Origin of the sequence: Enterobacter cloacae complex sp. ECC445, assembly GCF_021892025.1 — a bacterium.
GTDB classification, from domain to species: domain Bacteria; phylum Pseudomonadota; class Gammaproteobacteria; order Enterobacterales; family Enterobacteriaceae; genus Enterobacter; species Enterobacter chengduensis.
This window is the reverse complement of record NZ_JAKLRZ010000040.1, coordinates 14,755-27,429: the sequence shown is the minus strand read 5'-3', so window position 1 is coordinate 27,429 and position 12,675 is coordinate 14,755. Positions and strand designations below refer to the sequence as shown.

At 53.9% G+C, this 12,675-nt stretch carries 13 protein-coding genes; 12 read left to right on the top strand and 1 reads right to left on the bottom strand.

Going from position 1 to position 12,675, the window contains the following annotated elements; all coding sequences use genetic code 11:
• Positions 1-31 precede the first annotated feature (31 nt).
• From pcnB to L6R44_RS22825, 12 genes are all read left to right on the top strand, one after another.
• Positions 32-1,429: a polynucleotide adenylyltransferase PcnB gene (pcnB, locus tag L6R44_RS22880; protein ID WP_077064275.1), complete on the top strand. Its 1,398-nt coding sequence runs from the start codon at positions 32-34 to the stop codon at positions 1,427-1,429.
• A complete protein-coding gene (gene folK / locus L6R44_RS22875) occupies positions 1,426-1,905 on the top strand; it encodes a 2-amino-4-hydroxy-6-hydroxymethyldihydropteridine diphosphokinase (protein WP_237425510.1) in 480 nt (159 codons plus the stop codon). Before pcnB ends, folK begins: the two co-directional genes overlap by 4 nt.
• 123 nt (positions 1,906-2,028) lie before the next feature.
• Complete coding sequence (panB, locus tag L6R44_RS22870; protein ID WP_237425509.1) at positions 2,029-2,820, top strand: 3-methyl-2-oxobutanoate hydroxymethyltransferase; 792 nt, start codon at positions 2,029-2,031, stop codon at positions 2,818-2,820.
• A gap of 11 nt (positions 2,821-2,831) precedes the next feature.
• Entirely contained in the window at positions 2,832-3,683 is an 852-nt protein-coding gene (gene panC, locus L6R44_RS22865; RefSeq protein ID WP_032644107.1) for a pantoate--beta-alanine ligase, read from the top strand.
• Positions 3,684-3,716: 33 nt separating this feature from the next.
• On the top strand, positions 3,717-4,097 hold the full coding sequence (gene panD, locus L6R44_RS22860; protein ID WP_003856284.1) for an aspartate 1-decarboxylase: 381 nt from the start codon (positions 3,717-3,719) through the stop codon (positions 4,095-4,097).
• A gap of 327 nt (positions 4,098-4,424) precedes the next feature.
• Positions 4,425-5,039: a fimbrial protein gene (locus L6R44_RS22855; RefSeq protein WP_237425508.1), complete on the top strand. Its 615-nt coding sequence runs from the start codon at positions 4,425-4,427 to the stop codon at positions 5,037-5,039.
• A gap of 78 nt (positions 5,040-5,117) precedes the next feature.
• A complete protein-coding gene (locus L6R44_RS22850; protein WP_237425507.1) occupies positions 5,118-5,861 on the top strand; it encodes a fimbrial chaperone in 744 nt (247 codons plus the stop codon).
• Positions 5,862-5,937: 76 nt separating this feature from the next.
• A complete protein-coding gene (locus L6R44_RS22845) occupies positions 5,938-8,535 on the top strand; it encodes an outer membrane usher protein (RefSeq protein WP_237425506.1) in 2,598 nt (865 codons plus the stop codon).
• Positions 8,536-8,558: 23 nt separating this feature from the next.
• Positions 8,559-9,131 (top strand): fimbrial protein, encoded by a 573-nt coding sequence (locus tag L6R44_RS22840; protein ID WP_237425505.1) that lies wholly within the window; start codon positions 8,559-8,561, stop codon positions 9,129-9,131.
• 25 nt (positions 9,132-9,156) lie between these two features.
• Complete coding sequence (locus tag L6R44_RS22835) at positions 9,157-9,720, top strand: fimbrial protein (RefSeq protein WP_237425504.1); 564 nt, start codon at positions 9,157-9,159, stop codon at positions 9,718-9,720.
• Between the two features lie 13 nt (positions 9,721-9,733).
• Positions 9,734-10,339, top strand: coding sequence for a fimbrial-like protein (locus tag L6R44_RS22830; RefSeq protein WP_237425503.1), 606 nt, complete (start codon positions 9,734-9,736; stop codon positions 10,337-10,339).
• Between the two features lie 11 nt (positions 10,340-10,350).
• Entirely contained in the window at positions 10,351-11,418 is a 1,068-nt protein-coding gene (locus L6R44_RS22825; RefSeq protein WP_237425502.1) for a fimbrial protein, read from the top strand.
• Between the two features lies 1 nt (position 11,419).
• Here the strand turns inward: L6R44_RS22825 and L6R44_RS22820 are convergent, their stop codons facing one another.
• Positions 11,420-12,667 carry a polysaccharide deacetylase family protein gene (locus L6R44_RS22820; protein WP_032644100.1) on the bottom strand — a complete coding sequence of 416 codons (1,248 nt, stop codon included), beginning with the start codon at positions 12,665-12,667 and terminating at the stop codon, positions 11,420-11,422.
• Between the last annotated feature and the right edge of the window lie 8 nt (positions 12,668-12,675).

The window sequence follows — 12,675 nt, the reverse complement described above, 5'->3', positions numbered from 1 at the left end:
TTTCATAACAAAACACACTACGAGGTGTACCATTTTTACCCGAGTCGCTAATTTTTGCCGTAAAGTGCTAAGCCGCGAAGAGAGCATGGCGAACGATGCTATTGCGCAGCCACACATGTCGGTTATTCCGCGTGAGCAGCACACTATTTCCCGCAAAGATATCAGTGAAAATGCCCTCAAGGTGCTCTATCGTCTGAATAAAGCGGGCTACGAGGCCTATCTCGTGGGCGGTGGAGTGCGTGATTTACTGCTGGGCAAAAAACCCAAAGATTTCGACGTGACGACCAGCGCCACGCCTGAGCAGGTGCGCAAATTATTCCGCAACTGCCGTCTCGTTGGCCGCCGCTTCCGCCTGGCTCACGTGATGTTTGGGCCGGAAATTATCGAAGTGGCGACCTTCCGCGGCCACCACGAAGCGGGCGCGTCCGATCGCACCACGTCGCAGCGCGGCCAGAACGGCATGCTGCTGCGCGACAATATCTTCGGCTCTATCGAAGAAGATGCCCAGCGTCGCGATTTCACCATCAACAGCCTGTATTACAGCGTGGCGGATTTCACCGTGCGCGACTACGTCGGCGGTATGCAGGACCTGAAAGAGGGTTTGATTCGCCTGATCGGCACGCCGGAAACGCGCTACCGTGAAGATCCCGTGCGCATGCTGCGCGCCGTGCGTTTCGCCGCCAAGCTCAATATGCGCATCAGCCCGGAAACGGCAGAGCCTATTCCGCGTCTGGCGACGCTGATCAACGACGTGCCGCCTGCCCGCCTGTTTGAAGAGGCGCTGAAGCTGCTGCAGGCCGGTCACGGCTTTGACACCTATAACCTGCTGCGCGAATACAACCTGTTCCAGCCGCTGTTCCCGACCATTACCCGCTACTTCACCGAAAACGGTGACAGCCCAATGGAGCGGATGATTGCGCAGGTGCTGAAAAACACCGACACCCGCATTCGCAACGACATGCGCGTTAACCCGGCGTTCCTGTTTGCGGCGATGTTCTGGTATCCGCTGCTGGAAACGGCACAGCGCATTACCCAGGAGAGCGGGCTCGCCTATTACGATGCCTTCGCGCTGGCCGCCAACGACGTGCTGGACGAAGGATGCCGCACGCTCGCCATTCCGAAACGTATTACCACCCTGGTGCGCGATATCTGGCAGCTTCAGCTGCGCATGTCCCGCCGTCAGGGCAAACGCGCCTGGAAGCTGATGGAGCATCCTAAGTTCCGCGCCGCGTTCGATCTGCTGTCCCTGCGGGCCGAAATTGAAAGAAACCAGGAGCTGCAGCGCCTGTCACAGTGGTGGGCCGAATTCCAGGTCTCCGCCCCGCCGGAGCAAAAAGATATGCTTACCGGGCTGGATGAAGAGCCGGAACCGCGTCGCCGCCATCGTCGTCCGCGCAAGCGCGCGCCGCGTCGTGAAGGGACAGCATGACCCTCGCGTATATCGCTATCGGCAGTAATTTAGCCTCTCCGCTGGAGCAGGTTAATGCCGCCGTACAGGCGCTGGGCGAGATCCCACAGAGTCAGATCGTGGCGGTCTCCTCGTTCTACCGCACGCCGCCGCTGGGCCCGCAGGATCAGCCTGATTACCTGAACGCTGCCGTGGTGCTGGAAACGGGCCTCGAGGTAGAAGCGCTGCTGGATAACACCCAGCGCATCGAGCTACAGCAGGGACGCGTGCGCAAAGCCGAACGCTGGGGTCCGCGCACCCTCGATCTCGATATTATGCTGTTTGGTCATGAGGTTATTCATACCGATCGCCTCACCGTTCCGCATTACGACATGAAAAACCGCGGGTTTATGCTCTGGCCGCTCTTTGAAGTCGCTCCCGATCTTACTTTCCCGGACGGTACCTCGCTAAAGATCATTTTGGAAAACCTCAACGCGGAAAAACCCGCACTCTGGTGATCCTCTCCACCCACCGATTGACCGCGAAATAATTGTGGTTAATCGGTTGCCTAAAATCATTGTTCCCTCGAATGTTACTGTTAGAATGCGCAAAGATTCGCTTTTGGGCTATCAGGAAACAGTATGAAACCAACCACCATCTCCTTACTGCAGAAATGCAAACAGGAAAAAAAACGCTTCGCCACCATCACCGCGTATGACTACAGCTTCGCCAAACTCTTTGCCGAAGAGGGTATCAACGTCATGCTGGTGGGAGATTCGTTAGGGATGACGGTACAAGGACATGATTCCACCCTGCCGGTCACGGTTGAGGATATCGCTTACCATACCCGCGCCGTGCGCCGGGGTGCTCCAGCCTGCCTGCTGCTCTCCGATCTGCCGTTTATGGCCTACGCCACGCCGGAGCAGGCGTTTGAAAACGCGGCGGCTGTGATGCGTGCCGGTGCTAATATGGTCAAAATTGAGGGTGGCGCCTGGCTGGTGGAGACGGTGAAAATGCTCACCGAACGCGCCGTGCCGGTGTGCGGCCATTTGGGCCTGACGCCGCAATCCGTCAACATCTTTGGTGGATATAAGGTGCAGGGCCGCGGTGACGCCGCCCAGACGCTGTTTGATGATGCCCTGGCGCTGGAAGCCGCGGGCACCCAGCTGCTAGTGCTGGAGTGCGTGCCGGTTGAGCTGGCGAAGCGTATCACCGACGCGCTGTCCATTCCGGTCATTGGTATTGGTGCGGGCAACGTCACCGACGGCCAGATTCTGGTAATGCACGACGCCTTTGGCATCACCGGCGGGCATATTCCGAAGTTTGCCAAAAATTTCCTCACCGAAGCGGGCGACATGCGCGCTGCGGTCAGGCAGTATATTGCCGACGTTGAATCCGGTGTTTACCCGGGTGAAGAACACAGTTTCCATTAAGGAGTCTCGTTGTGCTAATCATTGAAACCCTGCCGCTGCTTCGCCAGCATATCCGCCGCGCGCGTCAGGAAGGTAAACGTATCGCACTGGTCCCGACCATGGGCAACCTGCATGACGGCCATATGAAGCTGGTCGACGAAGCCAGAGCCCGCGCGGATATCGTGGTGGTCAGTATCTTCGTAAACCCCATGCAGTTTGACCGCGCCGACGACCTGGCGCGCTACCCGCGCACCCTGCAGGAAGATTGCGAGAAGCTCAAAAAACGCCATGCGGATATTGTCTTCTCTCCGGCACCGTCGGACGTCTACCCTCAGGGCACCGATGAGGCCACTTACGTTGACGTACCGGGCATTTCCACCATGCTAGAAGGCGCCAGCCGCCCGGGCCATTTCCGCGGCGTGTCGACCATCGTCAGCAAGCTGTTCAACCTGGTACAGCCGGACGTGGCCTGTTTTGGCGAGAAAGATTTCCAGCAGCTGGCGCTGATCCGCAAGATGGTTGCGGATATGGGTTACGATATCGAGATTGTCGGCGTACCGATTGTCCGCGCCAAAGACGGCCTGGCGCTCAGCTCGCGAAATGGCTACCTGACCGCCGACCAGCGTAAAATCGCCCCGGGCTTAAGCAAGGTCATGAACGCCATGGCGGAGCAGCTTCTGGCAAAAGAGCTGGCGGCAGAAGAGATTATCGCCCTCGCTGAACAGGCGCTGAACGATAAAGGCTTCCGCGCTGATGATATTCAAATTCGCGATGCCGACACGCTTCTGGAGCTTGTACAGACCAGCAAACGTGCGGTCATTCTGGTGGCGGCATGGCTTGGTCAAGCCCGCCTAATCGACAACAAAGTGGTTGAACTGGCGTAGGTTTTCCTGGCCGGAAGATAAAAGGTAAACGTAATGATTCGCAAAATGCTGCAAGGTAAGCTTCACCGTGTAAAAGTCACCCAGGCCGACCTGCACTATGAAGGCTCCTGCGCCATCGACCAGGATTTCCTCGACGCGGCGGGTATTCTTGAAAACGAAGCCATTGATATCTGGAACGTCAACAACGGCAAACGCTTCTCCACCTATGCCATTGCCGCCGAGCGCGGGTCAAAAATCATCTCCGTTAACGGCGCGGCAGCGCACTGCGCGGACGTGGGCGATATCGTGATCATCGCCAGCTTCGTGATGATGTCTGACGAAGAGGCGCGTCGCTGGCAGCCAAAAGTTGCCTACTTTGAAGGCGACAATGAAATGAAGCGCACCGCGAAGGCGATTCCGGTTCAGGTTGCCTAATTTTTCCGTGGACTCATTTTAATTCCATTCACCATAAAAATGAGTCCAATCTTTTTTGCACAAATCGCGCTTATTAACGGGCCAATCAATAAATTAAATATATAACATAATAAATTTTATATGATTTCCTTACATAATATAAACGTATAGCCCTCACCTATTAAGAAATACTTAAACCAACCTGCAGTTTTAATCACCCCCTTTGACTATCGCTGTTTCAAAAAAAACACTAAAATCCACCCCGAAATAAAATTTCAGGCTGTCAATTAATAACTTTATATTAAGTTATTAATTTAAATATATTAACCTCAAAATATGGATATTTGTATGTCTTTTAAAAAAGTTGGCATGGGTATGGCAATTGCACTGGCTCTGAGCGCAGGTTCTGCAGTTGCAGCGGAAGTTCCAAGTGACACAGGTACTATCACTTTCCACGGTATGGTTTCTAACACTACCTGTAAAGTTTCCCTGGATCAGAAAATCGACCAGAATGGTAACGATTTCGACGTAACGCTGGACACCGTATCTGTTGCTGATTTTGGCACCACTGCACTGGGTACTACCAGCACCCTGGGCCAGAAGAAATTCAACCTGTCACTGACCGGTTGTGATACTGATACCGTTGCTAAAGCATCTGCACAGTTCAACTCCTGGGCGGGTTCTTCTTCTACCGAAGGCGGCCTGCTGGTTCCACCAGCAAACGCTAAAGGCGCAGCGAAAAACGTTAACCTGGTGCTGAGCAACGACGGCAACACCAAAACTGACGTGGTAAAAGTTGACCAGACCAACAATACCCAGCAGGCAACTGTTGATGCAAACGGTGCTGCTAACCTGTACTACAAAGTGGCTTACACTCAGGGTCAAGGCTGGGATAAAACCACTAACCCAGTAACCGCGGGTACCGTGCAGGCACAGGTTGCCTTCACCATGATCTACGAATAATCCATTCGTTTAGTTAAGTTGTAATTAATCCCCCGCTTTCGGGGGATTATTCGTATCATTCCAACAGGAAGTGGAAAAATGTTAAACGCATCCGTAATTAAAGGATTAAAGACCGCGCTGTTTACTACTGCTGTATTTGCAGCATCACACGCCAGTGCCGATATCGTTATTTCTGGCACTCGTATTGTTTATCCTGAATCATCAAAAGACGTGATCGTTAACCTGGATAACCGTGGGGGAAAACCTCTGCTGGTTCAATCCTGGCTGGACGACGGTCGTGACGAAACAAACCCAGAAGAACTTAAGTTACCGTTCGTGATCACCCCACCGGTTTCACGTATCGATCCTAAGCAAGGTCAGTCTCTGCGTATTACCTACATGGGTCATTCGCTGCCAAAAGACCGCGAATCGCTGTTCTGGTTTAACGTGTTGGAAATTCCACCAAAATCTAAAAATGCCAACGCCGAGAACACAAACCAACTCCAGCTGGCGTTTCGCACCCGCATTAAATTCTTCTTCCGCCCAGACGGACTGAAAGGCAACGCGCTGGACGCCGCCGATCATGTTACCTGGACCATGAAGAAAGAAGGCAACGGCGTCAGCCTCGTCGCCCATAACGATTCCCCATACAACGTCGCCATTTCAATGGTGAAGCTTAAGTCGGGTCAAAAGACCTATGAGGTCGCGCACCAGTCTGTACTGCCTTTCAGCGAAAAAGCCATGATGGTCAAAGGATTAACCACCACCACGACCGGTAAAGTGGCATACGAAACGATCAACGATCACGGCGGCGTCGACAACCACGAAACCACGCTGAAGTAATTCCTTCGCGAAATATAACGATAGATAGCATGAAGTCTGCGGATATTTTTTATCCGCACTGATAAATGGATGTGCCATGGTGTTCCGACGTTCTCTTTTATGCCTTGCGATCGGCACGGCATTCCCCTTACATGTTTGTGCTGAAAATAACGAAGCGACCAAGACCGCGCCGGAAAATGAAGATACGGTCGAGTTTAACGATCAGTTTCTTCTTTCTGGCAGTACGAATATTGACGTAAGCCGTTTTGCGCACGGTAACCCGGTAGCTCCGGGGACGTACCGTACCAAAATCAATTTAAACGGCACGTTAAAATTGACGGTCAATGTTGTCTTTAAAGATAACGGAACGCCGCGCGCGACGCCGTGTATCACGAAACAACTGCTCGTACAGGCCGGGGTTGATGCAAGCAAACTCGGCGACGAGCTGGCCGACGACGACAACGAGACCTGCGTCGATGTTAAAAAATTCTATCCTGAAGCGTCGGTAATCTACGACAGTGCTAAGCAGGAGTTGAACCTCGACTTCCCGCAGATCTACGTGATTAAGCGCCCGGTAGGCTATGTCGATCCGTCCCTCTGGGATAACGGCATTCCGGCTGCGCTTCTGTCTTACGATCTCAACGGCTGGCACAGTGAATACAGCGGCTCAACGTCAGAAAGCGCCTATGCAGGCCTGCGCTATGGCCTCAACATGGGACCATGGCGCCTGCGCTCGCGCGGCAGTCTGAACTGGGATAAAGACAACGGTACGCACTACAACACCCAGGATGTTTATCTCCAGCGCGACATCACCGCCCTGGATGCGCAATGGATAATCGGTGACTCCTATACCAACGGTGAAGCCTTCGACTCGTTAAGCCTGCGCGGTACACGCCTTTACAGCGACGAACGTATGCTGCCAACCGGCACGACGGGGTACGCTCCGGTGATTCGCGGCGTGGCAAACAGCAATGCCAAAGTCAGCGTCACGCAGAGCGGCAACAAAATTTACGAAACCTCCGTACCGCCGGGCGCGTTTGAGATCAACGATCTGAGCACCACGGGCTACGGTAACGATCTGCTGGTCACCATCGAAGAGGCAGACGGCAGCAAGCGCTCGTTTACCGTGCCGTTCTCGTCCGTTACCCAGATGCTACGCCCGGGCTCCTCGCGCTGGGACGTTGGCATGGGTGAGCTCAACGACGACTCGCTGATCGACAAACCTCAGGTGGGCTACGGTACGCTCTACTACGGCATCAACAACACCTTCACGGGCTATGTGGGTGCACAGTACACCGACATGGACTTCTATGCAGGTATTGTCGGCCTGGCGATGAACACCGGGATCGGTGCCTTCGCGTTGGATATTACCCAGTCGCATGCGGATATCGAAGACCTGGGCACGCGTAGCGGGCAGAGTTATCGTCTGACATACAGCAAGCGCATCGAAACCACGAATACCTCGTTCAACGTGGCGGCCTATCGCTTCTCAACGGAAGACTACCTGAGCCTGAACGATGCCGCGCAGCTGAGCAACAGCATCAAACAGCAGAACTATGCGAACCGTAGCTATCCGTCGAATACCGCGCTGTACGATGACTTCCAGCGTACTAAAAACCAGGTCCAAATCAGTCTCAACCAGCCGTTGAGGGCGGATAAAAAGGATTATGGTTCACTGTACGTTAGCGGTACCTGGCAGGATTACTGGAACGGGGAAGGCTCGAACTCTAACTACAACGTGGGCTACAACAACAGCTTTACCTACGGTAGCTATAGCCTGTCGTTGCAGCGCACCTACGACCAGCGCGGTAAGCAGGATGACAGCGTTTACCTCAGCCTGAGCGTGCCGCTGAGCGTCTTCTCGCCGGATAACTCACGCATGGCGGGGTTCTCTAACCTCAACATGGGCCTGCGTTCCGATCTTAAAGGCGGCACCAACTTCAACAGTTCCGCCAGCGGCAGCACCAGTGACAGCAAGGTCAGCTACTCCGTCAGCGCGTCGTCCAGCAGCGGTGACTACGGCAACCTGAACCAGGTCAGCGGCTATGGCTCGCTGAATAGCGGCTATGGTCCACTTGGCCTCTCCGCCTCATTTGGTGACGATAACAGCAAGCAATTCTCCGCCTCCTACAGCGGCGGCATGGTAGCGCACGCAGGCGGTATCGCCTTTGCACCAGGCAGCATTGGCGATAACGATTCCATCGCGGTGGTCAAGGCCAGCGGTGCGAAAGGAGCCGGCGTGGGCTATGGCGCAGGCAAGATTGACGGCTCCGGGTACGGCATTCTGCCGTATATGTCCCCCTATCGGGAAAACCGGGTTTCGCTGGATATCAGCACCCTCGAAAATGACGTTGAAGTGAAAAACACCACTGCCACCACCGTACCGCGCAACGGTTCTGTCGTGCTGGTGAATTTTGAAACCGACGAAGGACGTTCGGTCATTCTGGAGCTTAAGCGCAACGATAACGGCTTTATTCCGTTGGGCGCTGATGTGCTGAACGAAAAAAATGAATCTGTGGGCACAGTTGGCCAGGCGGGCCAGGCCTATGTTCGCGGCATCGAGAACAGCGGCGTGCTCCGCGTGGTCTGGAGTGGTGACAAGGACGGTTCCTGCACGGTGCGCTATCAGCTGAAACCAGATGCAGAAAAAGCCGGGCTTATCACCCTCCTCAATAACCAAACTTGTGAAATGTAATCAGGGAAATCAAGAGAAATCATATGAAAAAGACGCTTCTCAGCCTGTCTGTCATTGCAGTGACAGCGCTGACTCTCTCAGGGACGGCACGCAGCACCGATCTTGACGTTAACTTTATCGCCAATATCAAGGAAACCACCTGTGATATGAAGCTGGTGGGCGGCTCAGGTTCCGATACCGAGCAGACGATCAAAATCGGCGACTCACAAGGCAAAATTGGTCTCGACCAGGTGCAGGCGGGTACGGCAACAGCCAGCTTCAAGCTGGCGATCGTTGAATGTCCGTCATCGCTGACCTCACTGAAAACCACGGTGAAGGGTACACAGAACACCGATCTGACAACGGGCGTGAGCAACTCGAAATCCGTCGCCAGCGGTGGTGCCGATTATGCGGCCGTCACCATTGCCCGTGCATCCGCGACAAACGCACCGTTCACCATTAACTCGACTAACGATGCTCAGCGTCTGGTCTGGAGCGCGGCGGAAATCACCAGCAAGGAAGTCCCTCTGGTAGCGACCCTGAAAGAAACCCAAACCGGCAAAATGACCACAGGCGATTTCGAAGCCGTGGTGACGTTTGAATTCAGCTACGAATGATTTGTGCAGATAACGGAGCACTCCAATGAAATTTAACTCAACATTACTCGCCCTGTCCGTTGCTGCCCTTTTCGCTACTAGCGCGGCAAATGCGGCCATCACCGGCACCTCCAGCGTCAAGCTAACCGTACAGTCGACGATTACTGCGGGCACCTGTACGGCTAAAGTCACCAACAGCGCGGGTGCTGATGCCGCTGTGGTGAATTTTGGTGATGTGTATAAATCTGATATTGCGAACAAAAGTCGCGTAGAACCGCTGAAAATCTCATTCACGGGTTGTGCAGGTGTGAAAAAAGCTGCGGTCTCTGCGGCGGCCGGTACAGGTGGCTCATGTTCAGGTACTAATAAGGACGGTAGCTCTTATGCCGCAGGCCAGAACACCGCCTTTGAAATTTGGTCTGGCGCGGTGGATTCCGGCGTGCAGTTGAGCTGTAAGACGCCACCTGCAGCACAGACGGTTAACATCACCAGCGGCGCAGGTGAGTTCCCGATGAACTCCCGTATTGTGGTCGCGAAAGATAAAACCATCTCCGACGTCGGTACAGGTTCGGTAACTGCACCCGTGACCTTCACCGTCACCTATCAGTAATACAGGAATTGTCATGCAACAATCACCGATTTTATTTAGCCAGCCCGGTCTTGTGTTGCTTGTCGGCCTGGCTGGTGGGCTTTTGCCTGGCGTATGCCAGGCAAGTTCAGGCCTGGATGTGAACATGACGGCCAATATTGTTAACTCGACCTGTCAGGTCAGTGTGAACAATGGCGGGAACGTCTATCTGCCAACGGTTACGCGTAGTTGGTTCTACAACAGCGATAACACCACCCGGCTCGCGCCGACGGATTACGTCTCCGGTACGCCGTTTACCGTGTCGGTAACGGACTGCCACACTGGCGGAGAAGACACCTCTGGGATCAGACAGCTGCATTTCAGCTTTTCCCCGCAAAATGGATTCTGGAGCGGGCAGAATCAGGTATTTAAAAATGATGCCACTACCGGTGCCGCACAGAACGTCGGCCTGGTTATTTTTTCTGCAAAGTACAATACCAACGTTTTGAAAAGCGATGGTAGTTCAGACGTGGCCTATGACATTGCGGAAAACGGGAATGTTTTAACGGATTATGAATTCAGCGTGCGCTATCAGAATACCGGTGCAGTGGCGGGCGGGTCCGTCACCAGCAATGTTCTGGTCGATGTACGTTACGAATAAAGGGAATTAGGATGAAGTGTAAAGTCTTTATCGCTGCTGCGCTGATGCTGGTTTCCGGCCTCAGCCATGCGGCTATTGAATGTGTATTTAACAGCGGCGCCACGCTGCAAATTATGTCACCGGGCGTAAAGCCGAATATTGTGCCACGCCCTGTTGGCACGGTCGTAGGCCCCACTAAGATCAGTGACACCATTATCATGGAAACCACACCGATGGTCTCATCATCATGCCGCGCGGGTAATGATGGCGATAACGTCTACATGTGGACCGACTATGCCATGTCATCTGCTCAAACATCCGAAGGTAAGGCATTATTCAACACCAATATTCCTGGTATTTATTTCACCCTGGCATTCTATCCCGACGGCAACGGCGTGACGGCGTGGTTTCCACCCTCCGGCGGTGGGCAGTGGGCTAAAACCGGCGATATTCACGAAAACGAATCGCTTGTGGACGGAAAAAAATGGCATGTGCGCATGGAATTTTATCAAACCAATGGTTTTACCGGCGTACCTAAAGACGTCAATTTTCTGAGCATCGGTCCTGGTCCAGTTGGGCAGATGGTCCTGGGCGATCCCTATCACGATAGCGGTTCAGAAGAGCCGAGCCCGTTCGTCGAGCTATCACAGATGAACTTTGACATCCCGCTGGACAGACCCACCTGCGCCGTACGAGGCCCTACGACCGTTGACTTGGGTGACTGGTGGCCGCAGGAAATCACCAGCACCGGTACAACGCAGGTACAGTTCGATATTACCGGCAACTGTATCAACACAACCGTAGTATGGTTGAAAGCCTCGTCAAATAACTGGACGGACGACGGTCAATACATCAAGAATGATGTCAACGGAGAGAGCGTAACCAAAGCCAGCGGTGTGGGTGTCGAAATCCGGATGGATGGCAACAGCCGCATGACAAAAAGCATGAACAAACAGGCTATCGCAGCAAGTCCTGAGTGGACTCCCATCAGCATGGATTTTGATCAGGCCTTCCACGCGCGGCTGGTTAAATATGGCAGCGATCCCGTGACGCCGGGCGTTTTCGGCGCTAACGTCACCTTCCAGGTCACCTACGAGTAAGTTAACCCTGCGGCTGGTTGCTAATCAGCCGCGACATCGTCTCCAGCGAATCCGTTCTCAGGATGTACAGCCGCTTCAGCAAGAACGGATTATCCCCCGGCTTAACCTTCCCTCGTACCGTCGTCACCGCCAGATGGAACCCGGCGTCATTTGCGGCTTTGATCGCCTTGTCGTCGTAACCGCCGAACGGGTAAGAGAGGTAAAGCACGTGCGGGTTAAACTGCGCCAGATCCCGTCGTGAGCGCTTAAAATCAAACAAAATATTGTGATAGCTGCGGCTCAGCAAAATGGGCTGATGGTTGTCGTCAACGCGATGCAGGAAGTGCGTGTGGGACTGATAGTCGAACACGTCATGCATCTGCTCCAGCTCCGACACGCTCATAAACTGCAGGGATTTTGGCGCCCACTTCTGCGGGTGGCGCTTGATGCGCGACGAGATGATAAACGCCGTGGCCTTAAAGCCATACGCTTTGAGGATCGGGTAAGCGTAGCGGTTAACGGACTTCAGGCCATCGTCGAAGGTAATCACCACCGATTTCGCCGGCAGGTTCATCTTATTGCGCACGTACCCTTCCAGCTGATAGAGCGTCAGGGTGGTATAGCCCTGGTCGCGCAGCCAGGTCATCTGGTTGTTAAACGCACGCACGCTGGTCGTCGTGGAGGTATGGCGAAAACGGGTATTTTCTTCGTCGCGCAGAATATGGTGATAGGTAATCACCGGAATGCCGTTATCTTCCTGCGCGTCCAGGCTGCTGATCCACGCCAGGCGGTTGCCGATGCGGATCTGGAACCAGGTCTGGTTCAAACGGTCCTTGAGTTTGTTCAGGATCGGATAGCGAAGGTTGGCGCTTAAGGTGCCGAAGGGGGCACTACCGTTGTTTGGGGCGTTATAAACGGGCGTGTCTTTCCACGTTATCAGGTTTTGATTGCTCAGCGGTTTATTCAAATCCCCCAGGCCATCCTCAACGCGCTGTTTACCCTGAACCGGCTCCAGGTGCCCCTTGTCGATAAAGCCCGTGCCGAATCCGAAGCGAAATTCATAGTAGTCCGCCGCCGCAGGCACCACCGCGAGGATCTGCCCTGCCCGCACGTTGCCAACGTTAATGACGCTATTGCCGACCTGGGCCCAAATCGCGGCATCTTCGGTGGTTTGCATATATTGAGCAGGCAATCTTTGCTGACTTAATAAACTGGCAGAAGACGTGCCGGACACGAACATCAAAAGCAGGAAAACAATACGCGTGAACATGAGGATCT

Excerpts from the sequence above, each read along its gene's own strand:
- L6R44_RS22845 (WP_237425506.1), top strand. The coding sequence starts at position 5,938 with ATGGTGTTCCGACGTTCTCTTTTATGCCTTGCGATCGGCACGGCATTC.
- L6R44_RS22835 (WP_237425504.1), top strand. The coding sequence starts at position 9,157 with ATGAAATTTAACTCAACATTACTCGCCCTGTCCGTTGCTGCCCTTTTC.
- L6R44_RS22820 (WP_032644100.1), bottom strand. The coding sequence starts at position 12,667 with ATGTTCACGCGTATTGTTTTCCTGCTTTTGATGTTCGTGTCCGGCACG.
- L6R44_RS22830 (WP_237425503.1), top strand. The coding sequence starts at position 9,734 with ATGCAACAATCACCGATTTTATTTAGCCAGCCCGGTCTTGTGTTGCTT.
- L6R44_RS22850 (WP_237425507.1), top strand. The coding sequence starts at position 5,118 with ATGTTAAACGCATCCGTAATTAAAGGATTAAAGACCGCGCTGTTTACT.
- panB (WP_237425509.1), top strand. The coding sequence starts at position 2,029 with ATGAAACCAACCACCATCTCCTTACTGCAGAAATGCAAACAGGAAAAA.
- L6R44_RS22855 (WP_237425508.1), top strand. The coding sequence starts at position 4,425 with ATGTCTTTTAAAAAAGTTGGCATGGGTATGGCAATTGCACTGGCTCTG.
- panD (WP_003856284.1), top strand. The coding sequence starts at position 3,717 with ATGATTCGCAAAATGCTGCAAGGTAAGCTTCACCGTGTAAAAGTCACC.
- folK (WP_237425510.1), top strand. The coding sequence starts at position 1,426 with ATGACCCTCGCGTATATCGCTATCGGCAGTAATTTAGCCTCTCCGCTG.
- L6R44_RS22825 (WP_237425502.1), top strand. The coding sequence starts at position 10,351 with ATGAAGTGTAAAGTCTTTATCGCTGCTGCGCTGATGCTGGTTTCCGGC.
- L6R44_RS22840 (WP_237425505.1), top strand. The coding sequence starts at position 8,559 with ATGAAAAAGACGCTTCTCAGCCTGTCTGTCATTGCAGTGACAGCGCTG.